The following is a 24,508-nucleotide window of genomic DNA, read 5'->3' as shown; positions in this document are numbered from 1 at the left end:
GCCTGATTTGTTCAGGGGTTGCGGTGTTCGAGATCCGTCAGGACAGGTCGCCTCAGGGGTGTAAGAAGTTGCTTGCTGAGCGCGAGGTCTATTTTGATCTTGTGGCGCGGGGTGTGGGCACGGTTGAGGCATGCCGGATCGTGGGGGTCAGCCGCACGACCGGGTATCGGTGGCGATTCGGCCGACGGGCGGGGCGTGGGACCACGTGTTCTTGCGCCCCGCCGTCACCTCCGGCTCGTGCCCGGCCCGAGGTGTCGTCCCGGTTTTTGTCTCAGGACGAGCGGCTGGTGATCGCTGACCTGCGTCGGGCCGGCCTGGGTGTGCGGGCCATCGCAGGCGAGCTGGGGCGTGATCCTGGCACGATCAGCCGGGAGCTGCGGCGCAACAGTCATCCCGGTAGCGGTGACTACCGGCCCTATGCCGCTCAGGCTCGCGCCGAGGCGCGCCGCGCCCGGCCGAAGACCGGCAAGATCGCCGCCCATCCCGAATTGCGTGAACGGGTGCAGGGCATGCTCGACGACCGGTACAGCCCGGAGCAGATCAGCCATCGGCTGCGCCGGGACCATCCCGACCGCCCGGAGCTGCACGTGACCCACGAGACGATCTACCAGGCCCTTTATGTCCAAGGTCGCGGCGGACTGCGTCGTGAACTGGCCCGGGCGCTGCGCACCGGCCGTACGGTGCGCCGACCCCGCCGGACCACCGAGCAACGCCAGTCCCGCTTCACCGCACCGATGCTGATGATCAGCGACCGCCCGGCCGAGGTCGCGGACCGGGCCGTGCCCGGCCACTGGGAAGGTGACCTGATCCTCGGTGCCGGCGGGGCATCCGCGATCGGCACACTGGTCGAGCGCACCACCCGCTACGTGCTGCTGGTCCACCTGCCAGAACGACACGACGCCGAAACCGTCCGCGACGGCCTCATCACCACCATCCAGACACTGCCCACCCACCTGAAACGGTCCCTGACCTGGGACCAAGGCGCTGAGATGAGCCGCCACCACGAGTTCACCCTCGCCACCAACATCCCGGTCTACTTCTGCGACCCTCACTCGCCCTGGCAACGCGGCAGCAACGAAAACACCAACGGCCTGCTCCGCCAGTACTTCCCCAAAGGCAGCGACCTCTCTGTCCACACCCCCGACGACCTCGCCGCCGTCGCCGCCCAACTCAACCGCCGACCACGCAAAACGCTCGGCTGGGACACCCCAGCCGAGCGCCTGACTAAACTCCTGACCCAAACCAATTGATCAACCGCGTTGCAACGACCCCCCGAAACCGCCGGGTCGGCGAAAGGTGCCCTTCACCTCGGTCCGTTCTCCTGACCGGCGCCGCCGCGCGGGGGAGCCTGGGGCTCCGATCAGCCCAGGTCCGCGTTGCTGAGGCCGGAGAGCAGCCGCTTGACGACCTCTGGATCGATCTCGGCCGTCTCCTCCGCCGGGTGCTCGGCCATCGGGCTGCGCCTGGTCTTGGAGCGGCGGGGGAGCGGTACGGCGTCCGCCGAGACCCCGCCCGGGAGCGGCACCTCGCACCACACGAGGCTGCCGCCGCCGCGCAGGGTGGTCGAGCCGCAGCGGCCGCCGGCGAAGCCGGGGGCCAGGGCCGGCGGGACGGAGGCCTGCTCGTCCTCGACCTCGCAGACCAGGCTGTCGCCGCTGAGCCGCAGGCGCACCGTGATGAAGCCCGCGGAGTCCTGGTTCGCGTTGTCCACGGCCGCGGTGACCAGGGCGGTGGTCAGCTGGGTGGTCTCGTCGATCAGGTCGGTGAGCGACCACTCGGTGAGGGTGAAGCGGACGAACATCTCGGCGCAGTTGACCGCGCTGGGAAGTGCGATGAGTCGCAGGTCGTCGACTTGGGCGGTTTGGGTGTTCACCTGGCTGTCGTCCTCCATCCGCGTCCGCTGCGCGTCGTCACCCGGAAGCTTTATTTTGCCAACTCGTTCGGGCGGCCCGTGCACAGGGGCGGTCCTCCTCCGCCACCTTTCACCGGGGCCGGTTCCGGGGATCTGTCATTCATCTGGCGAGCTCTGCGCCGCGCGGTTCCGGCTGCCCGGCCGGTGCCGCGGTTCCGGGCCTCACGTGACACGGTGCATGGCGGACACCCCTCGGCGGTCTGCTGTGGACGATGCGGTTGAGAACGTTTGAGCAGCACAACGCCTTTCGGTACCACGGCTGGCGGTGCGGGCTGGCTCCACCGGCGGCTGCGGCAACGCTTCCACGCAGGAACGTACGTGACGGATCGAGTCTGGTACAGATCGGAACGTATCGGTTCCGCAACGGGAATATTCCATCCGGATGAGCGACCGATATCCGCCCAGTGAATGCGCGGAGGGGAATGGAGTCGGCGCGGGGTGAATGCGATCACGTCGCATTCACCCCGCCGTGGTCACGCGATGGTGTCAAACCCCTCCCGGAGCGCCGAGCCGAGCAATTCGATCTCCGCGTCCTCGATGATCAGCGGCGGCGAGACGGCCAGCGCCTTGCCCAGCGGACGCACGATGACCCCGCGCTCGCGGACCGCCTTCTGCACGCGGGCGACGGCCCCCGCGTCGGCGGCCAGCACCTCCGGGGCCAGCTCGACCGCGCCCAGCAGCCCGACGCCGCCGCGCACCTCGCCCACCGCGGGGTGGTCGGCGAGCGCGAGCAGGGCCTCGTGCAGCGGGCGCTCCAGCTCGTCGGCCCGCTGCAGCAGCTTCTCCCGCTCCAGGATGTCGAGGTTGGCCAGCGCCGCGGCGGCGACCGTGGGGTGCCCGGAGTAGGTCGCGCCGTGCCGGAACACGCGCCCGGGCTGCTGCCAGAACGGCTCGGCGACCCGCTGGGACACCACCACGCCGCCCAGCGGGAGGTATCCGCTGGTCACGCCCTTGGCGAAGGTGATCATGTCGGGCTGCAGGCCCCACCGCTCGACGCCGAACCAGCTGCCGACCCGGCCGAACCCGCAGATCACCGAGTCGGCCACGAACAGGATCCCGTGCTCGGCGCAGAGCTTGGCCACGGCCTCCAGGTAGCCGGGCGGCGGCGGGTACAGGCCGCCGGCGCCCATCACCGGCTCGGCGAAGAACGCGGCCACCCGGTCCGGCCCGATGCGCTCGATGGCCTCCCGCAGGGCCTCGGCGTCGTCGTGCGCCACGCGGGTGGTCTCGGGCACGAGGTCGCCGAAGCCGCTCCGGTTGACCTCGATGCCGCCGATGCTGGTGCCCAGGCCGTTGGTGCCGTGGTAGGCGTTGCCGCGGCTGATGATGTGCGTGCGCTGCGGCTGGCCGAGCTGGGTCCAGTACTGGCGGGCCAGCTTGGCCGCGGTGTCGATCGACTCCCCGCCGCCGGTGGTGAGGAAGACCTTGGCGCCGTCCACCGGCGCCAGCTGGGCGAGCCGGTCGGCCAGCTCCTCGGCCGGCGGGTTGGTGAAGTCGTTGAACACGAAGTAGGACTCCAGCCTGCGCATCTGCGCGGCCGCCGCCTCGACGATCTCGGTGCGGCCGTGCCCCGCGTTCGCGTACCACAGGCTCGCGGTGCCGTCGAGGTAGCGGCGTCCGTCCTGGTCGTAGACCCAGACGCCCTCGGCGCGGGTGACGCAGAACTGGCTCGACTTGACCTCGAACATGTCCGCGAACGGGTGCCACAGCGCGGTCTCGCGCGGTGCTGTCGACATGTGGTTCCTCCTTCGGTGTCGCGCCCCCAGCTTCGCTGCCGACGGGCCGGTAGGCCAGTGCCAAAACGCCGAAGATCGACGCGCACGTTCGCCAGAACCGACACTTGCGCGATCACCCTCCGTGTCCGCTCCGGCATCTGTCCACTGTGGTCACCGGCGGTGCGGCTCCCGGGTGCTGGGAAGCGTTGACACGCCCTCGGCGCGCCGCTGACGATGGCCGGGTGATGTTCCCGGTGCTCACCCGGCGTCGGCACGTCGACTTCCGGCGCGTCTGCGCCCAGGCGTGTCGGCCCCGCCTCGCGCGCGTCCGCTGAGCGGGCCGCGCAGACGGTCCACCGTGGAAGGAACGACCCTGGGAGCACGCATGTCCGACGTCCTGGTGATCTCCGGCAGCCCCTCGCGCACCTCGAAGACCGAGCGGATCGGCGACCACATCGCCCAGCGCCTCACCGCGGCCGGCCGCCGCGTCGACCACCTCCGCGTCCGGACGCTGCCGGCGGACGCGCTGCTCGGCGCCGACACCCGGGCCCCGGCCATCGCCGACGCCCTCGCCGCGGTCGACGCGGCCGACGGCATCGTGCTGGCCACCCCGACCTACAAGGCGAGCTACTCGGGCCTGCTCAAGTCGTTCTTGGACCTGCTGCCGCAGTTCGGGTTCGCGGGCAAGGCGGTGCTGCCGCTGGCCACCGGCGGGACCATCGCCCACGTGCTGGCGATCGACTACGCGCTGCGTCCGGTGGTGCACTCGCTGGGCGCCCGGCACGTGGTGCAGAGCTTCTTCCTGCTCGACAAGCACGTCACCGTGGTCGACGACGAGGTCAGCGTGCACCCGGACAGCGGTGGGCCGCTGGCCGACGTCATCGAGCAGTTCGCCAAGGCCCTCGACGGGGTGCCGCACAACACCGTCCTCGGCCGCTCGGCCTGAGACGCGACGACGCGGGGTGCCGGTCCGGCCGGCACCCCGCGTCGTGGTCAGCGCAGTCCCGGAGGGGCTGGTCCCGGAGCGCTCGATGCCCGAGGCCGGGTCACAGCGGGCCGTCGAGCCAGCGCTGGATGAGCGGGGCGGTGATGGCGACCAGGTGCTCCTTCGGTTCCGCGCTGATCGCCTTCGTGCGCAGCACCAGCCGGGACGCGCCGAGCCCCATCAGGTGGCTGCACACCAGTTCCGCGCGCAGCAGGGCGTCCGGGCCGGGCAGCCGGTCGGCCAGGCGGGAGACCAGCTGGCGTTCGAAGTTGTCGCGGAACCGGGCGCCCGCTGGGCGCGACGAGGTGAACACCGCGCGCACCAGCGGGTCGCCCTGGGTGCGCTCGTGGTAGTCCAGCAGGGTGCGGACCAGGTGCTCGCCGAGCCGGGGCAGCTCGCAGTCCAGCAGCCGTTCGGCGTCCTGCTCGAAGCCCGAGGCCTCGGCGAACAGGTTCTCCTTGCTGCCGAAGTACTTCACCACCAGCGCGGCGCTCACCTCGGCGTCGGCCGCGATGTCGCGCAGCGTCACGTCGGCGTAGCCGCAGCAGGAGAAGCGGCGCCGGGCCGTGCGCAGGATCGCCTCGCGCGTCGCGCACGCGTCGCGCCGCTGGTCTTCGCCGACCGTCGTGGCGGGTGCCGTGCTGGGCATGCCGTTCAGGCTAGCGCGACCGCCCACCCGCGGTCGCCACCCGAGTGGTCACGGGCGCGTACCGACGTGCGCTCGGGGTGGCGACGGCGATCAGCGCGGCGACGAGCGCCGCCGAGCCGGCGACCAGGAAGACCCACGAGTACGCCGTCACCGACGGGTACTCCACCCCGTGCACCCGCACCACCGAGGCCGTGGTCAGGGCCACCACGACGGCGCTGCAGCTGGACGTGCCGATCGAGCGGGCCAGGGTGTTCAGGCTGTTCGCGGCGGCGGTCTCCGCCGGCGGCACGGCGCGCATGATGAGCGTCGGCAGCGCCCCGTAGGCCAGCGCACCGCCGATCGCCACGACCGTCAGGCTGAGCACCACCAGTGGCAGCGGGTCGTGCAGCACCGACCCGGCGAGGTTGCCGGCGGTCAGCACCGCCCCACCGAGGACCAGCGTGGTGCGCGGGCCGTGCCGGCGCGAGATGCGGGCCGACAGCGGGGAGAACACCCCCATGGCGCCGCCGATCGGCAGCAGCACCAGTCCGCTGACCACCAGCGACATCCCGAAGCCGTAGCCGGTGGCCACCGGGGCCTGCAGGATCTGCGCGCCGACCATGAACCCGGCGAACATCGCCAGCCCGACCAGCACGGAGGCGATGTTGGTCAGCAGCACCGCGGGGCGCGCCGAGACCCGCAGGTCCACCAGCGGGGAGGTGGTGCGCAGCTCGTAGGTGCCCCACACGGTGAACAGCACGGCGGCCGCCAGCAGCAGGCCGAGCACCACCGGGCTGGTCCAGCCCCAGTCGTTGCCCTTGGAGATCGCCAGCAGCAGGCAGGTCAGCGCGGCCGAGAGACCCAGCGCGCCGACGAGGTCGAACCGCCCGCCGCTGCGCAGCGACGACTCCGGCACCACCAGCCGCACCAGGGCGAACTCGACGACGCTGAACGCGGCGGCACCGGCGAACAACCAGTGCCAGTTCAGGTTCTCGGCGACCAGCCCGGTCACCGGCAGACCGACCGCACCGCCGATGCCCAGCGTCGCGCTCATCAGCGCCACGCCGGAGGTGATCCGCTCCTCGGGCAGCTCGTCGCGCATGATGCTGATGCCCAGCGGGACCACGCCGATCGCCGCCCCTTGCAGCACCCGGCCGACCAGCACCGCGGCGAAGTCGTCGCTGACCGCGCCGATGGCGCTGCCCACCGCCATGGCGGCCAGTGAGACGAGCAGCATCCGCCGCTTGCCGTACATGTCACCGAGCCGCCCGAGCACCGGGGCGCACACCGCGCCCGCCACCAGGGTCGCGGTGACCAGCCAGGCCGCGTTGGCGGGCGTGGTGCGCAGCAAGCGGGGGAACTCGGGCAGCAGCGGTACGACCAGGGTCTGCATCAGCGACACCGCGATCCCGCAGGAGGCGAGCACGCCGATGACGGTCTTGGACCGTCGCTGCGATGCGGGGGACGAGGCCGTGGGGCTGCTCATCGGGCTCCTCGCTGCTCAGGTGTGAACTTGGTTGCAGCAAGCAAGTAAACACGTGTTCACCCCGGGCCGCAAGGGGTTTCCCGAGGGGTGAAATGCCCGCCGGCGCAGGGCGTTCCGCTGCTCGATGGTCCACTGTGGAGAGCTGTTTGCGGCGTGGCGCGGCGGTCTCGTGCGAAGCTGGTCCGGGCGCGGGTGCGGGAGGTGGTGGCATGGCGGACCCCGGGCAGGGCTGGGAGCAGGAGCACGCCCTCGGGGGGCTGGTCGTCCCGCCCGTCCTCGGCGCGGAGCCGCTCGGCAGCGAGGACGTGGACCGGCTGCGGCGGGTCGTCTCCCGGCTCGTCGGACTGGACGCGCAGCACGGGGGGAGGGCGATCGCGCCGCTGGCCGCGCGCGTGTTCCGCGCCACGACGGCCCTGCTGGCAGCGGGCCGGTACGCCCCCTCCGTCGAGCGCGACCTGCTCGCGGTCACCGCCGAGCTCGGCGAGGTGGCCGGCTGGCTGGCGTTCGACTCCGCGCGGTTCGACGCCGCTCGTGGCCTGAACCGGCAGGCGCTGCGCCTGGCCCGCCTGGCCGGGGACCGCGGCATGGAGCTGTTCGTCCTGGGCAACACCGCGCTGCAGGCCCACGAGACGGGACGGCCGCGCGCGGCCCTGGACGCGGTCGAGCTGATGGAGACGCGCCCGCTCTCGCCCCGGCTTCGCGCCCTGGCCGGCCTGCGCCGCGCGCGGGCCGCCGCCGCCCTGGGCGACGACCGCGCGTTCGCGGTGCTGGCGCGCGCCCGGTCGGACCTGTCCGACGGTGTGCACCGGACGGACCCGGAGTGGTCCTGGTGGGTCACCGACCGGGAGCTCGCGGTGCACGAGGGCGAGGTGTGGCGCGCGGTCGGCGAACCCGCGCGGGCCGTGGAGCGCTACGCCGCGGCGGTCGGGGCCACCGCGGAGCGCTACCGGTGGGCCCGGTTCATCGGCGGCGCGTTCCTGCTGGACGCGCTGGTCGGCCTCCGCGACTGGCGCGACGCGGAGCACGCCGCGCTGGCACTGCACCGGCTCGCGGAGCACGTCGGCTCGGGGCGCGCTGCGCTGCGGATCCGTGCGGCCGCGAGCGCGGCACGTCGGGGCGGTGCCCCGTCCTCCCTGGACGACACGCTCGTGGCCCTGGTGCGCCGGACGTCCTGACCGCGGTCAGGGGAGCATGCGTTCCAGCACCATCCGGCGGCTGGAGAGCACGTGCTGCTTGGCGACGGCGGCGGCCCGGTCGGCGTCGCCGGCGCTGATCGCCGCCTGGAGCTCCTCGTGCTCCCGGCAGACCCGGTCGGGTTCCAGGTTCATCCGGAACAGGTAGGCGAGCCGGCCGTGCAGCGGCTCCAGCATCGTCGCGAGCAGCTCGTTGCCGCTCAGCTGCACGAGCGTGTCGTGGAACGCGGCGTTGGCGTCGGACATCGCCTCGATCTCGCCCGCCTCGAACGCCCGGCGCGCCTGCTCGGCCAGGTCGGCCAGCGCCGCGACGTCCCCGGACTCGGCCCGCTCGGCCGCCAGCCGCGCGGCGTGGACCTCCAGCGCTTCCCGGACCTCGAACAGCTCCTGCGCCTGGCGGCGGTCCAGCCCGCGGACGAACACGCCGCGCCGGCCGGGCGGGACGTCGACGAAGCCCTCGCTCTGCAGCATCCGGATCGCCTCGCGCACCGGGACGCGGGAGACGCCGAGCTCAGCGGCCAGGTCCTGCTCGAAGATCCGGTCCCCGGGCAGCAACCGGCCGTCGACGATGCGGGACTGCAACTCCTGCCGCACCCGCTCGCGCAGCGGGACGCGCGCTCGCGTGGCGTGGTCTCCGGTGACCGGCACGGCTCCTCCTCGTCGCTGGCTGCCGCACCACCCTAGGTCACCCGCGGGGCGGTGCGGCAGCGCTGGTGATCAGACGCCGTGCGGGAGGATCGTCGCGAAAAAGGTTGTGAACCTCAGGTTCACACCTGTACTGTGAACCTCAAGTTCACACAGGGAGGGTCGAGCGATGGCAGGCGACGATGTGGACCGGTTGGTGCGGCAGCTGGCCGACGCGACACCGGTCGAGGTGCTCGACCCGGGGCCCAAGGCCAGCGACGTCGGCGACGAGCAGGAGCGGCGACTGCGCGCGCTGAGCAGGTTCCGGGCCGCGCTGGACGCCGAGGAGCGGGTGGCGGAAGCGGCGATGCGGCAGACCGCCGAGGCGGCCGAGGAGTCGGTGTGGCTGGGCGCGAGCCTGGCCGACCTGAGCGCGGTCACCGGGCGCACCCGGCAGGCGGCGCGCAAGCGCTGGCCGGAGCTCGGCGACATCTACCGCCGCCGCAAGTGGCTCGGCAACCACGTCGAGGACATCACCTACATGGCCGGGCTCCTGGCGTCCCACGCCGACGACCTGGCGCCCCGCCGCGGGCGCGGGACCTTCACGGAACTGGTCCGCCGGCTCCGCGAGGGGATCGAGCGCTGCGAAGCGGACTTCGCCGACCGGGCCCAGGACGACGAGAGCCCGGCCGCCCGGTGGCGCGCCTTGGACGACCTGGTCAACGTGACGCTCCGCGGCGTCATCGAGGCGGCCGGCGAACCCCGCACGCCGGAAGCGGGCTTCGCGCTCCACGGTGCCACGGGGGTCCTCGGCTACTACGACCACGCCACCAGCGCCGAGGGCGCCTGAGCCCGCGCCGAGCTCACGGTGGGGGTCGTGAGCTCGGCGCTGCCGGGCAGTGGTGGGCGAGCAGGGGGTCCTCGCCCACCACTGCCGCCTCACAGGTCGGCGAGCGCGGTGACCGGGTCCTCGACGCAGTCGGCGACGTAGCGGAGGAAACCGCCCGCCGTCCCCCCGTCGCAGACCCGGTGGTCGAAGGTCAGGGACAGCTGGGTGACCTTGCGCAGCGCCAGCTCGCCCTGGAAGGCCCACGGCTTGTCGGTGATGCGGCCGACGCCGAGGATCGCCGCCTCCGGGTGGTTGATGATCGGCGTCGAACCGTCCACACCGAACACCCCGTAGTTGTTCAGCGTGAAGGTGCCGCCGGTGAGGTGCTGCGGCGCCAGGTCGCCGGCGCGGGCTCGCTCGGTGCGGTGCGCGATCGCCTCGGCGAGCTGCGCGGTGGTCATCTCGTGCGCGTCGCGCACCACCGGGACCACCAGTCCGCGCGGGGTCTGGGCGGCGAAGCCCAGGTTGACCTGGCCGTGCTGGACGATCTCGCCGCGCTCGGTGTCCACCGACGCGTTGAGCTCCGGGAACCGCCGCAGCCCGGCGACGCAGAACCGCGCGAGCAGCGCCAGCAGGCCGATGCCGCGCTCCCGCAGCGCCTCGCGGGCCTCCAGCAGGCGGGAAGCGTCCACGTCCACCCACGTGCTGGCGTCCGGGATCTCGCGGCGGCTGCGGGTGAGCTTGTCGGCCACCGCGCCGCGCAGCCCGCGCAGCGGGGTGCGGACCTCGCCGGACCGCGACGGGAGCTCGTGGACCGGCGCGGACTCCCGGGCCGCTTCCACGTCGCGGCGCAGGATCACCCCGCCCGGCCCCGAACCTTCCACAGTGGACAGGTCGACGCCGTGCTGCTTGGCCAACCGCCGCACGATCGGCGACAGCACGCGCGGGACCCCACCACCGCCGGCCCGCGGCGCGACGGGCCCCGGCCGGGCCCGGGTGCGCCGCCGGCGCGTCGCGCTCCCGGTCCCGTAGCCGACGAGCACGTTGCCCGACCCGGCCCGCTCCTCGGTGCGGTGCTGCTCGTGCGGGGCGTCCGCGCCGGCGATGGTGGTCAGCGGGGCGCCCACCTCGACCACGTCGCCCGGCTGCCCGTGCAGCGCCTCGACCACCCCGGCGTGCGGACAGGGCACGTCCACCACGGCCTTGGCGGTCTCCACCTCGACCACCACCTGGTCGGCCGCCACGCGGTCACCGACCGCGACGTGCCAGCGGACGATCTCCGCCTCGGTCAGCCCCTCGCCCAGGTCGGGCAAGGTGAACACGCGCGACGTCGGCCGGGCCGCGTCCGCGGCGCGCGGGTGTGCCACGTCGGTGCTCACGCCGCTCCCTCCCGAGGTCCGATCCACTTCAGGTCCGGCTGGTCGTCCCACTGCAACCGGGCGAGCGCGTCGAGCACCCGGTCGACGTCGGGCAGGTGGACGTGCTCCAGCTTCGGCGGCGGGTACGGGATGTCGAAGCCGGAGACGCGCAGCACCGGCGCGGCCAGCGAGTGGAAGCAGCGCTCCTGCACGCGCGCCGCGATCTCCGCGCCCACCCCGGCGAACCCCTGCGCCTCCTGCACGACCACGCACCGGCCGGTCTCGCGCACCGCGGCGGTCACCGTCTCGTCGTCGAACGGGACCAGGCTGCGCACGTCGACCACCTGCACGTCCCAGCCCTCCTCGGTGGCGGCCTCCGCGGACTCCAGGGCCAGCGGGACACCGGGGCCGTAGGCGATGAGCGTGGCGTCGCGGCCCGGCCGGCGGACCACGGCGCGGCCGATCGGCTCGGTGCGCACCGGCAGCGCGACGTCCTCCTTGGACCAGTAGAGCTTCTTCGGCTCCAGGAACACGACCGGGTCCGGGTCGGCGATCGCCGCGCGCAGCAACGAGTACGCGTCCGCCGGGGTCGCCGGGGAGACGACCTTCAACCCGGGGGTGTGCGCGTAGTAGGCCTCGCTGGAGTCGCAGTGGTGCTCCACGCCGCCGATCCCGCCCGCGTACGGCACCCGGATCACGATCGGCAGCGGGACCGACCCGCGCGTGCGGTTGCGCATCTTGGCCACGTGCGAGACGACCTGCTCGAAGGCGGGGAAGGCGAAGGCGTCGAACTGCATCTCCACCACCGGGCGGTACCCGGCCATGGCCATGCCCACGGCGAACCCGGCGATGCCGGACTCGGCCAGGGGCGTGTCGAAGCAGCGGTCCTCGCCGAAGGTGTCCTGCAGGCCGTCGGTGATCCGGAAGACCCCGCCGAGCTTGCCGACGTCCTCACCGAAGACCACCACCCGCTCGTCCTCGGCGAGGGCGTCGCGCAGCGCTGCGTTGAGCGCCTGGGCCATGCTGGTCGGTGCCATCACAACGCCTCCTGTTCGGCTCGGAGCTCGGCGAGCTGCTCGCGCAGCTGCGGGGTCGGCTCGGCGTAGACGTGGCGGAAGAGCTCCTCCGGGTCCGTGCTGGGCTCGTCCTGCACGCGTTCGCGGACCTGCGCGGCGAACTCCTCGGCCTCGGCGCCGATCCGTTCCACGGCGGCGTCGTCGAGGTGCCCGGCGGCGCGCAGGTGGCGCTCCAACCGGTCGATCGGGTCGCGCTGCCGCCAGCGCTCGACCTCCTCGGCCGAGCGGTACCGCCCGGCGTCGTCGGCGTTGGTGTGCGCCTCCATCCGGTAGGTGTGCGCCTCCACCAGGAAGGGCCCGGCGCCGGAGCGGGCGTGCGCCACGGCGGTGTCCAGCACCGACAGCACCGCCGCCGCGTCGTTGCCGTCCACCTGCTCGCTGCGCACGCCGTAACCGATCCCCTTGTGCGCCAGGGACGGCGCGGCCGACTGCTTGGCCAGCGGCACGCTGATCGCGTAGCCGTTGTTCTGCACCAGGAACACCACCGGGGCCCGGAACACCGCGGCGAAGTTCAGCGCCTCGTGGAAGTCGCCTTCGCTCGTGGCGCCGTCACCGATCAGCACCAGCGCCACCGCGCCGCTGCCCTTGCGGGCCTCCCCGTGCGCCAGGCCCACCGCGTGCAGGGTCTGGGTGGCCAGCGGCGTGCACTGCGGCGCGGTGCGGGTGCTCGGCACGTCGTAGCCGCAGTGCCAGTCACCGCGCAGCAGCGTCAGCACCTCCACCGGGTCGATCCCGCGGGTCACCAGCGCCACCGAGTCGCGGTAGGTCGGGAACAGCCAGTCCTGCGCACCGATGCTCAGCGCCGCGCCGACCTGGCAGGCCTCCTGGCCGCGCGAGGACGGGTACACCGCCAGCCGGCCCTGCTTGGTCAGGGTGGTGGCCTGCGCGTCGAACCGGCGGCCCACCACCATCGCCCGGTAGGCGGCCAGCAGGCGCGGCGGCTCCGGGACCGGGTAGCGCGCGTCGGGCTGCTCCAGCAGCCCCACCGGAGTGCTCGACGGAAGCCATTCCACGGCCGACACCTCCTTGGACGACTGGCATGAGATCGTGAGCCAGTGGCGTCATGTGATACAAGCCATCGGCGAACAATCGGAACGAACGGCTTCGGGAGCACAGGATGATCGACCATCCGTCCGAGGAAGGCGGCATCCGGCGCGGCCGGGCTGGACGAACGGCTCCGGCGCTGGACGACATCGACGCGCGCATCGTCGACGAGCTGGTCCGCGACGGCCGGATGTCCATCCGCACCCTGGCCGAGCGGGTCAACATCTCGCGGACCAACGCGCACAGCAGGGTGGACCGGCTGCTGCGCTGCGGGGTGATCACCGGGTTCCACGCCCACGTCGAGCCCACCAAGGCCGGGCTCGGCACGGCGGCGCTCATCGCCCTGTCCATCGAGCAGGACACCTGGCGCGAGGTGTCCCGCCGGCTCGCCGAGATCGACTCCGTCGAGCACGTGGCGCTGGTGGCGGGGGAGTTCGACATCGTGGTGCGGGTGCGCACCGAGGACAACGTGTCGCTGCGGACCCTGGTGTTCGACCACATCCAGTCGCTGCCGGGCGTGCGCACCTGCCACACCTGGCTGATCTTCGACGAGTTCGAGCCCGAGCACCGCTGATCCGGTCACGGCGCCGGGTGCCCGGTCACGGGAGGTCGAGGTCGACGACCACCGGGGCGTGGTCGGAGGTGCCCTTGCCCTTGCGGGCGTTGCGGTCGACGTGGGCGTCGGTGACCGCGCTGGTGAACCGCTCGTCGCCGAAGACCAGGTCGATGCGCATGCCCTGGTTGTTCGGGAAGCGCAGCGCCCGGTAGTCCCAGTAGGTGAAGGGCACGTCGTGCTTCAGGGCGCGCGGGCGGACCTCGGTCAAGCCGACCTCGGTGAGCGCGGTCAGCGCCTGGCGCTCCTCGGCGGTGACGTGCGTGCAGCCGGCGAACTGGGCGATGTCCCAGACGTCGGCGTCGGTCGGGGCGATGTTGAAGTCGCCCAGCACGGCGAACGGCAGGTCGGCCAGCTCCTCGGCGACGGTCGCGCGCAGGGCGGCCAGCCAGCGGAGCTTGTAGGTGTAGTGCGGGTGTCCGACCTCGCGGCCGTTGGGCACGTACACCGACCACACGCGGACACCACCGCAGGTGGCGCCGATCGCGCGCGGCTCCTTCGCCTCGAACATCGCCCCGTCGGCGAGGTAGCCGGGTTCGTCGAGCAGCCCGCGACGCACGTCGTCGACGCCGACCTTGGACAGCACCGCGACCCCGTTCCAGCGCCCGGTGCCGTGCGCGGCGACCTCGTAGCCCAGCTCGCCGACCTCGTCGCGGGGGAAGGCGTCCGCGGAGCACTTGAGCTCCTGCAGGCACAGCACGTCCGGCTCGGCGGTGCCCAGCCAGTCGAGCAGCTTCGGCAACCGGGCCTGGACGGAGTTGACGTTCCAGCTCGCGATCCGCACGCCGGAACCCTCCCACACACCTCCGGTGGAGTCGTTCCCCCCTCGTCCGGCGCGGCGATGCCGGTAGCGAGGTGGAGCGATGGGAGCAGGATCCCCTCACCGCTGTTGGGGGACGCGGATCCGAGGGGGAGCGGACGCCTGGCTTCCCTTGGAGTTGCGTCACCAGGGGTGTGCGGGGGCTAGCGGGGGAGCCACTCCGGGCGGGAGGAGCCGCGGGGGACGAGGACGTGGCGGTAGGCGCCGGGGGTCTCGGTCATCCGCACCTGGTCGGTGACGCCCTGGTAGTGGCCGAGCGGGGTGTCCGCGGTGAAGGTCTCCGGGTCGAGGTAGGCGTGCTCCTCGCCGGTGCCCGCCACCTCGTGCGCGTAGTCGCGGTCGAAGACGCCCATGCCCAGGATCCACAGCGCGGCACGGGTCAGCGAGACGTGCACGCGGTAGCTGCCGCCCTCGGTGGCGCGGCGGACGAGCGCCTGGGCGGCGCCGAGGGCCAGCAGCCAGGACACGATGTAGTCGTTGACCACCAGGATCGGCGGCAGCTGCGGCGTCTCGCCGTCGCCCTCGAGGCCCATCATGCCCACGACGGCGCCCGCGGACTGGTCGAAGCCGACCCGTCCGGCCCAGGGCCCGGTGCGGCCGGCGAACGAGGCCGTCACGTGCACGATGCCCGGGCGCACCTCGGCGGCCTGCTCCGGCGACAGGCCGATCCGCTCCAGGTACCCGGGGCGGCGGTTGGCGTAGAAGACGTCGGCGTCGGCGAGCAGCCGCCGGACGAGCTGTGGTCCGTCACCGCGCCGCGGGTCCACTGTGGAGGACCGCACGCCGACGTTGGCGGTGACGTAGGTGGTGTCGTGCTCCAGCTCGGTGGGGCGCCACAGGTTGAGCACGTCGGCTCCGTGCAGCGCCAGCGCCCGCCCGGCGCCCGCCCCGGCGATCACGTGCCCCATGCCGAGCGCCCGGACGCCGTCCAGCGGCAGGGTGCCGCCCGGTCGGAACGGCTCGGGGTCGCTGTCGCCGATCTTGGTGATCTCGACAAGCGGCTGGTGGACCAGCGACTCCTGGTAGTGGGGTTCGGCGAACAGCTCCTCCGGGGTGCGCAGCATCGGCATGACCACGCCCGCCTCGGCCCCCGCGTCCTCCAGGTCGCGGCCCCGCCACGCGGCGACGGCCCCGGCGACCGCCTCGGCGTCCTCCGGGACGCCGAGCAGCTTCTGCGCGGCGACCTTGAGCTTCGGGTACGGGTTGAGCGGCATCACCCAGCGGTCGTCGGCGGTGCGGTAGAAGGCGAAGCCGAGCGCGTTGCTGGCGTTGGCCGCGGTGGCGGGGGGATGGCCGTTGAGCAGCTCCCACGTGCGGTCGTAGAACGGGCACAGCCGGTGCGGGGCGCGGCGCAGGTCCACCTCGACGTCCTGGCCGGCTCCGCCGCGCAGCTGCCAGATCGCCGCCATCGCCACCGACTTCGCAGCCAGCGCGATGGCGGCGGCACCACCGAGGCGCAGCGTGCTGGGCACCACCGGGTCGGCACCGCGGAAGGTGATCCGCCCGCCCGAGTCGGACGGGCTCAGGCCGACCCCGGCGAGCACGTCGGTGAGCTCGGCGAGCGGGTCGAACGCGTCGTCGGTCGCGGGCGCGGCCAGTGCTGGGGTGATCCGCTCGGTCAACGACATGGTGCCTCCAGTGCGCGTCGACGGTCCCGTGCCGATGGAGCGGCCCGGCGAGTCGTCCCACCGCCCGCTCCGCTCGCGGTCACGACCGGACGGCCACCTCCCCGGCGTACTGGTAGCGCCACACACCGTCCGCGCGGCGGTCGCACCGGTCGTAGCGCGCGTACGGCAGCTCGTCGTCCCGCGAGGACGGGAAGGTGAGCTGGCCGAGCGGTTGGTCCGCATCCGGTGCGGGGAGGATGAACGACCGGCCGTCCTCCGGGCCGCCGATCAGCTCGGCGTGCACGTGCTGCTGCATGGGTGCTCTTCTCCCTGACCTCGGTGCACTTCTCGCCCCATAGGAACAAACCCGCCGCCCGTTGGTTCCCGGTTTCACCCGATCGTCTCAACTTGATGTTCGTCCGCGCGGCCTCGCGCGGTTGTTCGGTCGCTCCCGGTTAGCGAGCGACCACGCGGGGTAGGTGGTGGGCATGGTCGAGGACGGAACGGGAACGCACCCGAGCGAGCACGGTCAGCGGTGGTCGAGCGACCGGCGGCACGACCCCTCCCGGTGGGAGGTCGCCGGAGCGCGCACGTCGTGGGCGGTCGCCGGGGGCCGCTCGCCGAGGACGGCGACCCCGAACGCGGCGGAGGCCGGACGACCGACCGGCTGCGGTGACCCGCGATGAGCGCGCAGCTGGAGGTGCAGGGGCACCGGTTCGAACTGTCCAAACCGGACAAGGTGCTCTACCCGGAGGAGGGCTACCGCAAGCAGGACGTGGTCGACTACTACCGCTCGGTCGCCGGGCCCCTGGTCGCGCACGCCCGCGGGAAACCGCTGACGATGCGGAGGTTCCCGGACGGCATCGACGGCAGCGGGTTCTTCCAGAAGGAGGCCTCGGACCACTTCCCGGACTGGGTCCGGGTGGTGGGGGTGCCGCAGCGCGGTGACCGCGGGGTGGTGCACCACGTCGTGCTGGACGACGAGGCGACGCTGCTCTACCTGGCCGGGCAGGCGTGCCTGGAGTTCCACATCGGACTGTCTACTGTGGAAGACCCGGAGCGGCCGGTGCTGGTGGTGCTCGACCTGGACCCGCCGGACGGGACCGGGCTGGACGAGCTGCGCGCGGTGACCCGCCGGACGTGCGACCGGTTCCGCGACGCGGGCCTGGACCCGCACGTGCAGGCCACCGGGGGCCGGGGCTTCCACGTCGCCGCGCCGCTGCGCGGTGATCGCGAGTTCGACGAGGTCCGGGCCGAGCTGCGCGAACTGGCCGAGGCGGCGGTGCGCGACGACCCGGACCGGCTCACCGTCGAGCAGCGCAAGGACAAGCGCGGCGACCGGATCTTCCTGGACACCAACCGCAACGGCTACGGCCAGACCATGATCGCGCCCTACTCGCTGCGCGCCCGGCCCGGCGCCCCGGCCGCGACGCCGATCGACCTCGCCGAGCTCGGTCGCGTGGGACCGCAGTCCTACGGCTTGGCGAACATGGCGCGCAGGCTGGCGCAGAAGGACGATCCGTGGGCGGATCTGGGCAGCTCGCACCGGAGGTGAGCAGGATGTCCGAACAACCGGAAGAGCCCGAGACCCTGGAGGCCGGGGCCGAGAGCGTGGACGAGGACGAGTTCGGCCGCGACCCGGTCGAGCTCGGCGTGGAACCGCCGGAGGGCTGGACCCAGGCCACCGAGAAGCGCCCCACCCCGCGCGACGAGCGGGAGGGCGACACCCACGACGAGCGGCTGGCCCAGGAGCGCCCCGACGAGGACCCGTGAATGCGCCTCCCACGACGGGGGTAGGCCTGGTGGACAGGCCTTGCCGGGCCTGGTGGACAGGCCTTGAGGGGAGGGGCAATGGACACCGAGATCACCCTCGTCGTGGACGGCGTGGAACACCGGCTCACCGTCGACACCCGCACCACGGTGCTCGACGCGCTGCGGGAGCGGCTCGGCATCACCGGCCCGAAGAAGGGGTGCGACCACGGGCAGTGCGGCGCGTGCACGCTGCTGCTCGACGGCCGGCGGGTCAACAGCTGCCTGATGCTGGCGGTGGCCTTCGACGGCGCGGACCTGCGCACGGCGGACGGACTGGGCAACGGGCAGCTGCACCCCGTCCAGCGCGCGTTCATCGAGCACGACGCCTTCCAGTGCGGCTACTGCACGCCGGGGCAGGTGGTGTCGGCGGTGGGCATGGTGCAGGAGATGCACGACGGAGAGCCCAGCGCGGTCACCCCGGAGTCCGCCGACCTGTCCGATGAAGTGCGCGAGCGCATGAGCGGGAACCTGTGCCGCTGCGGCGCCTACGCCAACGTGGTCCCAGCCATCGTGGAGGTCGTGCGGCGATGAGACCGTTCCAGTACCAGCACGTCCCGGACGTCGCGAGCGCGGTGAGCACGCTCGCCGACCGGCCCGGCGCCGAGTACCTGGCCGGTGGCACCAACCTGGTCGACCTGATGAAGCTCGAGGTCGAGGTGCCGGACCTGCTGGTCGACGTCCGGCAGTTGACCTCGGACCGGGTCGAGGAGCACCCGGACTCCGTGCGGATCGGCGCGGCGGTCACCAACAGCGCGCTGGCCGCGAACGAGGTGGTCCGGCAGCGGTTCCCGGTGCTGTCGCAGGCGGTCCTGGCCGGCGCGTCGGGGCAGCTGCGCAACCTCGCCACGACCGGTGGCAACCTCCTGCAGCGCACCCGGTGCCCGTACTTCCAGGACGTCACCGCGGCCTGCAACAAGCGCGAACCCAGCACCGGCTGTGCCGCACGTGAGGGGTTCCAGCGCGAGCACGCCGTCCTCGGCGCGTCCAGCGCGTGCATCGCCACCCACCCCTCGGACATGGCGGTGGCGCTGGCCGCCCTCGACGCCGTGGTGAACACCGAGGGCCCGTCCGGGCCGCGGGCGATCCCGCTGGTGGACCTGCACCGGCTGCCCGGCGACGAACCGCAGCGGGACACCGTCCTGGAGCACGGCGAGCTCATCACCTCGATCGACGTCCCGCTGCTCGGCCCCTCCACCAGGTCCCGCTACCGCAAGGTGCGCGACCGCGCGTCCTTCGCGTTCGCGCTGGTGTCGGTGGCCGCTGCGGTCGACCTCGCCGATGGCGTGCTGCGCGACGTCCGGCTGGCGCTGGGCGGGGTCGCGCACAAGCCCTGGCGGGCCACCGAGGCCGAGGCCGCCTTGCGCGGCGCCGAGCCGACCGAGGAGGCGTTCCGCCAGGCCGCCGACGCCGAGCTCGCCGCGGCGCAACCGCTGCCCGGCAACCAGTTCAAGGTCCCGCTGGCGCGCAACCTGATCGTCGGCGTGCTGTCCGACCTCTCGGGGGTGCCACGATGACCGCGACGACGACCAGGGCCATCGGCGCCCCGGTGGACCGCCTCGAAGGCGCGGAGAAGGTCCGCGGCACAGCGTTGTACGCGGCGGAGCACCCGGTCGACCGGCCGCTGCACGCCCACCTGCTGCAGGCGGAGATCCCGCTGGGCCGGATCACCGGCATCGACACCTCCGAGGCGATGGCCGAACCCGGGGTGGCCGGGGTGCTCACACACCTCAACGCCCCGCACCTGGTCCCAGAGCAGGACGCCGAGCTGACCATCCTGCAGACCCCGGAGGTCGCCTTCCGCGACCAGATCATCGGCGCGGTGCTCGCCGAGAGCCCTGAGGCCGCGCGGCGGGCGGCGCACCTGGTGCACGTCGACTACGAGCAGCGGGAGCACGACGTCGACCTGCACCCGGCCCGGCCCGACCTGGTCAGGCCCGAGCTGGTCAACGGCGGGTTCCAGACCGACACCTCCGAGGGCGACGTGGACGCCGCGCTGACCAGCGCCGCCGTGACGCTCGACGAGGTCTACACCACGCCGCAGGAGCACAACAACCCGCTGGAACCGCACGCCACCATCGCGGTCTGGACCGACGGCGACCTCACCCTCTACGACTCCACGCAGGGCGTGCACTGGGTGCGGGACAGCATCGCGACGATCTTCGGACTGGACCGGGAACGCATCCACGTGGTGTGCCCGCACACCGGAGGCGGCTTCGGCTGCAAGGGGCTGCCGCACGCGCACGTGGTCCTGGCGGCGATGGCCGCGCGGCAGGTCGCGCCGCGGCCGGTGAAGCTGGTGCTGACCAGGCAGCAGATGTTCACCGTCGTCGGCTACCGCACCGGCACCCTGCAGCGCGTCCGGCTGGGCGCCGACCCCTCCGGCCACCTCACCGCGATCAGCCACGACGCGGTGTCGCAGACCTCCCGGATCAAGGAGTTCGTCGAGCAGACCGCGGTGCCCACCCGCACCATGTACGCCGCGCCGAACCGCCGCACCACCCACCGGGTCGCCGAGCTCGACGTGCCGGTGCCGTCGTGGATGCGGGCGCCGGGCGAGTGCCCCGGCATGTTCGGCCTGGAGGTGGCGATGGACGAGATGGCCATCGCCTGCGGGCTGGACCCGGTGGAGTTCCGCATCCGCAACGAACCCGACACCGACCCGGACACCGGGCGCCCGTTCTCCAGCCGGAACCTGGTCGCCTGCCTGCGCGAGGGCGCGGAGCGCTTCGGCTGGGCGCAGCGCGACCCCCGGCCGCGGTCCACCCACGACGGCCGGTGGCTGGTCGGCACCGGGGTCGCGGCCTCGACCTACCCGGTGCTCACCATGCCCGGCACGCACGCCACCATCCAGGCCCGGCCGGACGGCCGGTACCGGGTGCTCCTCGGCGCGGCCGACATCGGCACCGGTGCGTGGACGGCGCTGACCCAGATCGCCGCGGACGCGCTGGACGTGGACATCTCCCGCGTGCAGCTCAGCATCGGCGACACCGACCTGCCCTACGCCTCCGGCGCCGGGGGCTCGACCGGGATCACCTGCTGGGGCTCGGCGATCGTGGACGCGGCCCGCCGGTTGCGCGACCAGCTGCCCGAGGGCGAGGCGGTCCCGGACGAAGGCGTGGAGGTCACGGGCGCGCTGCCGGACAACCCCTACGCCGGGCAGCTGGCGATGCACAGCTTCGGCGCCCAGTTCGTCGAGGTCCGGGTGCACGCCGACACCGGGGAGGTGCGGGTCCCGCGGATGGTGGGGGTCTTCGCGGCCGGCCGGATCGTCAACCCCAAGACGGCCCGCTCGCAGCTGCTCGGCGGGATGACCATGGGGCTGTCCATGGCGCTGCACGAGCACAGCGTGGTCGACCCGCGCTACGGCCACGTGGTCAACCACGACTTCGCCGAGTACCACATCGCCACCAACGCCGACGTCGGCGAGATCGAGGTGCGCTTCGTCGAGGAGCACGACCCGTACGTGAACCCGATGGGCACCAAGGGGATCGGCGAGCTCGGCATCGTCGGCACGGCGGCGGCGATCGCCAACGCGGCGCACCACGCCACCGGTGTCCGGGTCCGGGACCTGCCGCTGACGCTGGACCGCTTCCTGACCCCGGAGCTGCAGGTGCCGGCCCCGCGCAGGGGGTGGGGCGCTCAGCCCGGGCGGTAGTCCCCGCCGGGCCAGAAGGGCCACTCCTCGAAGGCCCGGCACCGGCCGTCCGCGGCGAACCGGACGACCCACAGGTCGCGGTACTCCTGGGTCACCGGGTCGCCGTAGCGGACCTCGACGCGGACGACCGCGGTGTCGCCCTCGAGCGCCACCGGGGCGGCGGTCATCGCGAACCGCTCGTCCGGCCCGGTGCGCTCGGCTTCCCACATCCGCGCGAGGGCAGGCAGCCCGACGACCGGTTGCCGGTACGGGGCCTGCTGGTAGGTGGCGTCCGGGGTGAACAGCTCGGCGAGGACGTCGACGCCCGGGGTGCGCCACGCCCGCTCGTACCTGTCGACCCACGCCATCGCTCGTCGCCAGTCCATGGCCCGGGGAGTGTGGCACGGCGGGCCCGCGCGCGCTCGTCGGCCCGCCCCGGCCGGGGCGACCACCACCCGCTGCTCGACGAGCGGCGCGCGCGGCCCGGCTGACCAGGTGGCGGGGCCGCCGGTCAGGAGTGGAGCTCGCGGAGCGCCCGGGCCGCGACGGTCCGCAGCGGCAGGCCGAGCGCCTCGGCCGCGGCCGCCACGTCGTCGTGCTCCGGCTTCGCGTGCCACGGCCCGTGCTTGATCCGGATCTCGTGGCCCTCGACGGTGACCGTCGTGGTGCGCCGGGGCAGCGCGCGGCGGGTGACCGGCTGGCTGCGGACGCCGAGGCTGCCGGTCTCGGCCAGCACGAGCTCGGCCAGCCTCGCTTCCTGGTGCGGGTGGCACAGCACGTGCAGCACGTGGGCGGGCCGCGACTTCTTCGTCGTGGACGGGGTGGTCCAGGCGTCGGCCGCACCGGCGCGCAACGCGCGGTCGAGGACGTGGCCGAGCAGCTCGCCGGTCACGTCGTCCACATTGCACTCCAGGACCACCATCGGTTCGGCGGGCTCGGCGGTCAGCGGCTCACCGAGGGTCGCCGAGAGCACGTTGGGCCGCTGCGGGAAGCGGCGGGTGCCCGCACCGTGGGCGGTCTCCCGCACCACCATCGCCGGCGGCGGGACGTAGGCGGTCCCGGCGGCTGCCAGCAGCGCGGCGCCGGTCGGTGTCACCGTCTCGCCGGGGAGGTCGGTGCCGACGACCGCCGCACCGCGCAGCAGCCGGGACGTCGCCGGGGCGGGCGCCGGGAGCACGCCGTGCGCGCAGCGGACCGTGCCGCTGCCCAGCGCCAGCGGAGCCGAGTGCACCGCGGTGACGCCCAGCGCGTGCAGCGCGGCGGCCACCCCGACCGTGTCGACCACGGTGTCCAGCCCGCCGATCTCGTGCAGGTGCACCTCGTCGGGGTGCCGGTCGTGCAGCGCGCCCTCCACCTCGGCGATGGCCCGCACGGCCGCCGCGGCCAGGTCCGCGACCGGTTCCGGCCGCGCCTGCCGCACGCGGTCCAGCAGCTCCGCGGCGTGCCGTTCGGTGCTCGTGTCCTCGACCTCGACCACGGCCCGGGTCGCCGCGATGCCGTCGACCTGGACCCGCTCGGCGCGCAACCGCCACCCCGGCAGCCCGGTCGACTCGACCGCCGCGCGCACCTCGTCCAGCGGGGCACCCAACCCGAGCAGCGCTCCCAGCAGCATGTCACCGGAGACCCCGGTGACCGGGTTCAACCAGAGGATCACCGGCGCCTCGCCGTGGTGCGGGCCAGCCGGTGCGCGGCCATCGCCGCGCTGAAGCCGGAGTCGATGTTGACCACTGTCAAGCCGGCCGCGCACGAGGTCAGCATCGCCAGCAGGGCCGTCACGCCCTCCAGCGCGGCGCCGTAGCCGGTCGAGGTGGGCACCGCGATCACCGGGCACTCCACCAGGCCGCCGACCGCGCTGGCCAGCGCGCCCTCCATCCCGGCCACCACGATCACCGCGTCGGCCCGCTCCAGCTGTTCGCGGACGGCCAGCAGCCGGTGCAGGCCGGCCACCCCGACGTCGCGCACGACGTCGACGGTCAGCCCGATCGCGGTGCACACCGCTTCGGCCTCGGCGGCGACGGGCCAGTCCGCGGTGCCCGCGGTGGCGAGGCACACCCGGAACGAGCCGGGCGGCGCGGGCCGCCACACCAGCACGCGCGCGGTCTCGTCGTAGCTGCCGCCGGGCACGTCGACCTGCGCGGCGACGTCGGCCTCCACCCGGGTCACCAGGACCGGCCCGGTGCTGCGGGCGAGCAGCTCGGTGACGATGCCGGTGATCTCCTCCGGCCGCTTGCCGGGCGCGTAGACCACCTCCGGCAGGCCCTGGCGGACCTCCCGGTCGGTGTCCACCCGCGCGTACCCGAGGTCGGTGAAACCGCTCATGACGCGGTCCGCACCGGTAGCAGCGGCAGCAGGGCGTTCATCCGTCCACTGCGGAACCCGCCGAGGTCGAGGGCGCAGAACTGGAACCCGGCCTCGCGCACCGCCCGGTCCAGCTCGCCGCGCCGGGCGGCGGCGCGGTCGAAGTCGGCCTCCGGGAGCTCCAGCCGGGCGACGGTGCCGTGGCCGTGCGCGCGCACCCGGCAGACCTCGAAGCCCAGCGCGTGCACGGCGTCCTCGGCGCGTTCGACCCGCGCGAGCACCTCCGGGGTCACCGGGTCGCCGTAGGCGACGCGGGACGCCAGGCAGGCGGCGGCGGGCTTGTCGGCGGTGGCCAGGCCGAGCTCGCGGCTCACCCGGCGGACCGCCTCCTTGGTCAGCCCGGCGTCCACCATGGGTGCGATGGCGCCGCGCTGCGCGGCGGCCCGTTGGCCCGGGCGGTGGTCGCCGAGGTCGTCGAGGTTGGTGCCCAGCGCGATGCGGGCGCCCATCGCCGCCGCCAGCGGTTCGACCGCGTCGAACAGGGCCGACTTGCAGTGGAAGCAGCGGTTGCCGTCGTTGGCCGCGTACTCGGGCCGCTCGGCCTCGTCGGTGCAGACCTCGACGTGCGCGAAGCCGCGGTCCCGGGCGAACTCCTTGGCCTGGCGGCGCTCCGCGCTGGCAAGGCTGGGCGAGACGGCGGTGACGGCCAGCATCCGCGACCCGAGCACCTCGTGCGCCACGGCCGCCAGCAGGGCCGAGTCGACCCCGCCGGAGAACGCCACGACCAGGCCGTCCTCCTCGCTGATCCGCTGCCGGAGCCGGTCGAGTTCGGACGCGCTCACGGGCTTGCTCCTTCCAGTGCCGAACAGGGTCC

25 protein-coding genes are annotated in these 24,508 nt (G+C 73.5%); 10 read left to right on the top strand and 15 right to left on the bottom strand.

What is annotated here, in order from left to right:
* The first annotated feature begins 23 nt into the window (after positions 1-23).
* Positions 24-1,250, top strand: coding sequence for an IS30 family transposase (locus HNR68_RS19340; protein WP_425502848.1), 1,227 nt, complete (start codon positions 24-26; stop codon positions 1,248-1,250).
* Positions 1,251-1,360: 110 nt separating this feature from the next.
* Here HNR68_RS19340 and HNR68_RS19335 read toward each other — a convergent pair whose 3' ends face one another.
* On the bottom strand, positions 1,361-1,873 hold the full coding sequence (locus tag HNR68_RS19335) for an ATP-binding protein (protein WP_179725257.1): 513 nt from the start codon (positions 1,871-1,873) through the stop codon (positions 1,361-1,363).
* Between the two features lie 512 nt (positions 1,874-2,385).
* Entirely contained in the window at positions 2,386-3,648 is a 1,263-nt protein-coding gene (locus tag HNR68_RS19330) for an aminotransferase family protein (protein WP_179723137.1), read from the bottom strand.
* A 364-nt stretch (positions 3,649-4,012) separates the two neighbouring features.
* On the opposite strand from HNR68_RS19330, the gene ssuE reads away from it, so the two are divergent.
* Complete coding sequence (ssuE, locus tag HNR68_RS19325) at positions 4,013-4,573, top strand: NADPH-dependent FMN reductase (RefSeq protein WP_179723133.1); 561 nt, start codon at positions 4,013-4,015, stop codon at positions 4,571-4,573.
* Between the two features lie 100 nt (positions 4,574-4,673).
* On the opposite strand, the gene HNR68_RS19320 is transcribed toward ssuE, so the two are convergent.
* Together HNR68_RS19320 and HNR68_RS19315 are read right to left on the bottom strand one after the other, a co-directional pair.
* Entirely contained in the window at positions 4,674-5,261 is a 588-nt protein-coding gene (locus HNR68_RS19320; protein ID WP_179723131.1) for a TetR/AcrR family transcriptional regulator, read from the bottom strand.
* Positions 5,262-5,271: 10 nt separating this feature from the next.
* Positions 5,272-6,726, bottom strand: coding sequence for an MFS transporter (locus HNR68_RS19315; protein WP_179723129.1), 1,455 nt, complete (start codon positions 6,724-6,726; stop codon positions 5,272-5,274).
* On the opposite strand from HNR68_RS19315, the gene HNR68_RS19310 reads away from it, so the two are divergent.
* Entirely contained in the window at positions 6,696-7,901 is a 1,206-nt protein-coding gene (locus HNR68_RS19310; RefSeq protein WP_484592938.1) for an NsdA family TPR-like regulatory protein, read from the top strand. The genes HNR68_RS19315 and HNR68_RS19310 overlap by 31 nt on opposite strands.
* 6 nt (positions 7,902-7,907) lie before the next feature.
* Here the strand turns inward: HNR68_RS19310 and HNR68_RS19305 are convergent, their stop codons facing one another.
* Positions 7,908-8,567: an FCD domain-containing protein gene (locus HNR68_RS19305; RefSeq protein WP_179723127.1), complete on the bottom strand. Its 660-nt coding sequence runs from the start codon at positions 8,565-8,567 to the stop codon at positions 7,908-7,910.
* A gap of 166 nt (positions 8,568-8,733) precedes the next feature.
* Between HNR68_RS19305 and HNR68_RS19300 the strand changes: the two genes are divergently transcribed.
* Positions 8,734-9,393 (top strand): hypothetical protein, encoded by a 660-nt coding sequence (locus HNR68_RS19300; protein WP_179723125.1) that lies wholly within the window; start codon positions 8,734-8,736, stop codon positions 9,391-9,393.
* A gap of 89 nt (positions 9,394-9,482) precedes the next feature.
* Here the strand turns inward: HNR68_RS19300 and HNR68_RS19295 are convergent, their stop codons facing one another.
* Genes HNR68_RS19295 through pdhA form a run of 3 tightly spaced genes read right to left on the bottom strand, consistent with a single transcriptional unit; the run spans position 9,483 to position 12,819 of the window.
* Positions 9,483-10,751: a dihydrolipoamide acetyltransferase family protein gene (locus HNR68_RS19295; RefSeq protein WP_343050257.1), complete on the bottom strand. Its 1,269-nt coding sequence runs from the start codon at positions 10,749-10,751 to the stop codon at positions 9,483-9,485.
* Positions 10,748-11,767 carry an alpha-ketoacid dehydrogenase subunit beta gene (locus tag HNR68_RS19290; protein WP_179723123.1) on the bottom strand — a complete coding sequence of 340 codons (1,020 nt, stop codon included), beginning with the start codon at positions 11,765-11,767 and terminating at the stop codon, positions 10,748-10,750. The genes HNR68_RS19295 and HNR68_RS19290 overlap by 4 nt, the downstream gene beginning before the upstream one ends.
* Complete coding sequence (gene pdhA, locus HNR68_RS19285) at positions 11,767-12,819, bottom strand: pyruvate dehydrogenase (acetyl-transferring) E1 component subunit alpha (protein WP_380573444.1); 1,053 nt, start codon at positions 12,817-12,819, stop codon at positions 11,767-11,769. The genes HNR68_RS19290 and pdhA overlap by 1 nt, the downstream gene beginning before the upstream one ends.
* 104 nt (positions 12,820-12,923) lie before the next feature.
* Here pdhA and HNR68_RS19280 point away from each other — a divergent pair, with 104 nt between their 5' ends.
* A complete protein-coding gene (locus HNR68_RS19280; protein ID WP_179723121.1) occupies positions 12,924-13,424 on the top strand; it encodes an Lrp/AsnC family transcriptional regulator in 501 nt (166 codons plus the stop codon).
* A 25-nt stretch (positions 13,425-13,449) separates the two neighbouring features.
* Here the strand turns inward: HNR68_RS19280 and HNR68_RS19275 are convergent, their stop codons facing one another.
* From HNR68_RS19275 to HNR68_RS19265, 3 genes are all read right to left on the bottom strand, one after another.
* Positions 13,450-14,247 (bottom strand): exodeoxyribonuclease III, encoded by a 798-nt coding sequence (locus HNR68_RS19275; protein ID WP_179723119.1) that lies wholly within the window; start codon positions 14,245-14,247, stop codon positions 13,450-13,452.
* A 179-nt stretch (positions 14,248-14,426) separates the two neighbouring features.
* Positions 14,427-15,911 (bottom strand): CoA transferase, encoded by a 1,485-nt coding sequence (locus HNR68_RS19270; protein ID WP_179723117.1) that lies wholly within the window; start codon positions 15,909-15,911, stop codon positions 14,427-14,429.
* 79 nt (positions 15,912-15,990) lie between these two features.
* Positions 15,991-16,206: a hypothetical protein gene (locus tag HNR68_RS19265; RefSeq protein WP_179723115.1), complete on the bottom strand. Its 216-nt coding sequence runs from the start codon at positions 16,204-16,206 to the stop codon at positions 15,991-15,993.
* Between the two features lie 366 nt (positions 16,207-16,572).
* Here HNR68_RS19265 and ligD point away from each other — a divergent pair, with 366 nt between their 5' ends.
* From ligD to HNR68_RS19240, 5 genes are all read left to right on the top strand, one after another.
* Complete coding sequence (gene ligD, locus HNR68_RS19260; protein WP_179723113.1) at positions 16,573-17,445, top strand: non-homologous end-joining DNA ligase; 873 nt, start codon at positions 16,573-16,575, stop codon at positions 17,443-17,445.
* A gap of 5 nt (positions 17,446-17,450) precedes the next feature.
* Positions 17,451-17,663, top strand: a complete 213-nt coding sequence (locus HNR68_RS19255) for a hypothetical protein (protein WP_179723111.1) — start codon at positions 17,451-17,453, stop codon at positions 17,661-17,663.
* 78 nt (positions 17,664-17,741) lie between these two features.
* Positions 17,742-18,233 carry a 2Fe-2S iron-sulfur cluster-binding protein gene (locus HNR68_RS19250; protein ID WP_179723109.1) on the top strand — a complete coding sequence of 164 codons (492 nt, stop codon included), beginning with the start codon at positions 17,742-17,744 and terminating at the stop codon, positions 18,231-18,233.
* Positions 18,230-19,216 carry an FAD binding domain-containing protein gene (locus HNR68_RS19245; RefSeq protein WP_179723107.1) on the top strand — a complete coding sequence of 329 codons (987 nt, stop codon included), beginning with the start codon at positions 18,230-18,232 and terminating at the stop codon, positions 19,214-19,216. Before HNR68_RS19250 ends, HNR68_RS19245 begins: the two co-directional genes overlap by 4 nt.
* Positions 19,213-21,357, top strand: coding sequence for a xanthine dehydrogenase family protein molybdopterin-binding subunit (locus HNR68_RS19240; protein WP_179723105.1), 2,145 nt, complete (start codon positions 19,213-19,215; stop codon positions 21,355-21,357). The genes HNR68_RS19245 and HNR68_RS19240 overlap by 4 nt, the downstream gene beginning before the upstream one ends.
* Here the strand turns inward: HNR68_RS19240 and HNR68_RS19235 are convergent.
* The 4 genes from HNR68_RS19235 to larE form a co-directional block, all read right to left on the bottom strand.
* Positions 21,342-21,722 (bottom strand): nuclear transport factor 2 family protein, encoded by a 381-nt coding sequence (locus HNR68_RS19235; RefSeq protein ID WP_179723103.1) that lies wholly within the window; start codon positions 21,720-21,722, stop codon positions 21,342-21,344. The genes HNR68_RS19240 and HNR68_RS19235 overlap by 16 nt on opposite strands.
* 125 nt (positions 21,723-21,847) lie before the next feature.
* Positions 21,848-22,990 (bottom strand): nickel pincer cofactor biosynthesis protein LarC, encoded by a 1,143-nt coding sequence (gene larC / locus HNR68_RS19230; protein WP_179723101.1) that lies wholly within the window; start codon positions 22,988-22,990, stop codon positions 21,848-21,850.
* Positions 22,987-23,655: a nickel pincer cofactor biosynthesis protein LarB gene (larB, locus tag HNR68_RS19225; protein ID WP_179723092.1), complete on the bottom strand. Its 669-nt coding sequence runs from the start codon at positions 23,653-23,655 to the stop codon at positions 22,987-22,989. Before larB ends, larC begins: the two co-directional genes overlap by 4 nt.
* Entirely contained in the window at positions 23,652-24,476 is an 825-nt protein-coding gene (gene larE / locus HNR68_RS19220; RefSeq protein ID WP_179723083.1) for an ATP-dependent sacrificial sulfur transferase LarE, read from the bottom strand. Before larE ends, larB begins: the two co-directional genes overlap by 4 nt.
* Between the last annotated feature and the right edge of the window lie 32 nt (positions 24,477-24,508).

The sequence above is a fragment of the Saccharopolyspora hordei genome, from assembly GCF_013410345.1.
Classification (GTDB): Bacteria; Actinomycetota; Actinomycetes; order Mycobacteriales; family Pseudonocardiaceae; genus Saccharopolyspora; species Saccharopolyspora hordei.
Note: the sequence above shows the minus strand (reverse complement) of the source record. Positions and strands in the feature narration are given on the sequence as shown.

Excerpts from the sequence above, each read along its gene's own strand:
- HNR68_RS19270 (WP_179723117.1), bottom strand. The coding sequence starts at position 15,911 with ATGTCGTTGACCGAGCGGATCACCCCAGCACTGGCCGCGCCCGCGACC.
- HNR68_RS19235 (WP_179723103.1), bottom strand. The coding sequence starts at position 21,722 with ATGGACTGGCGACGAGCGATGGCGTGGGTCGACAGGTACGAGCGGGCG.
- HNR68_RS19320 (WP_179723131.1), bottom strand. The coding sequence starts at position 5,261 with ATGCCCAGCACGGCACCCGCCACGACGGTCGGCGAAGACCAGCGGCGC.
- HNR68_RS19240 (WP_179723105.1), top strand. The coding sequence starts at position 19,213 with ATGACCGCGACGACGACCAGGGCCATCGGCGCCCCGGTGGACCGCCTC.
- larB (WP_179723092.1), bottom strand. The coding sequence starts at position 23,655 with ATGAGCGGTTTCACCGACCTCGGGTACGCGCGGGTGGACACCGACCGG.
- ligD (WP_179723113.1), top strand. The coding sequence starts at position 16,573 with ATGAGCGCGCAGCTGGAGGTGCAGGGGCACCGGTTCGAACTGTCCAAA.
- HNR68_RS19300 (WP_179723125.1), top strand. The coding sequence starts at position 8,734 with ATGGCAGGCGACGATGTGGACCGGTTGGTGCGGCAGCTGGCCGACGCG.
- ssuE (WP_179723133.1), top strand. The coding sequence starts at position 4,013 with ATGTCCGACGTCCTGGTGATCTCCGGCAGCCCCTCGCGCACCTCGAAG.
- HNR68_RS19315 (WP_179723129.1), bottom strand. The coding sequence starts at position 6,726 with ATGAGCAGCCCCACGGCCTCGTCCCCCGCATCGCAGCGACGGTCCAAG.
- HNR68_RS19265 (WP_179723115.1), bottom strand. The coding sequence starts at position 16,206 with ATGCAGCAGCACGTGCACGCCGAGCTGATCGGCGGCCCGGAGGACGGC.
- HNR68_RS19245 (WP_179723107.1), top strand. The coding sequence starts at position 18,230 with ATGAGACCGTTCCAGTACCAGCACGTCCCGGACGTCGCGAGCGCGGTG.
- HNR68_RS19255 (WP_179723111.1), top strand. The coding sequence starts at position 17,451 with ATGTCCGAACAACCGGAAGAGCCCGAGACCCTGGAGGCCGGGGCCGAG.
- HNR68_RS19330 (WP_179723137.1), bottom strand. The coding sequence starts at position 3,648 with ATGTCGACAGCACCGCGCGAGACCGCGCTGTGGCACCCGTTCGCGGAC.
- HNR68_RS19310 (WP_484592938.1), top strand. The coding sequence starts at position 6,696 with ATGCGGGGGACGAGGCCGTGGGGCTGCTCATCGGGCTCCTCGCTGCTC.
- HNR68_RS19290 (WP_179723123.1), bottom strand. The coding sequence starts at position 11,767 with ATGGCACCGACCAGCATGGCCCAGGCGCTCAACGCAGCGCTGCGCGAC.
- HNR68_RS19250 (WP_179723109.1), top strand. The coding sequence starts at position 17,742 with ATGGACACCGAGATCACCCTCGTCGTGGACGGCGTGGAACACCGGCTC.
- HNR68_RS19280 (WP_179723121.1), top strand. The coding sequence starts at position 12,924 with ATGATCGACCATCCGTCCGAGGAAGGCGGCATCCGGCGCGGCCGGGCT.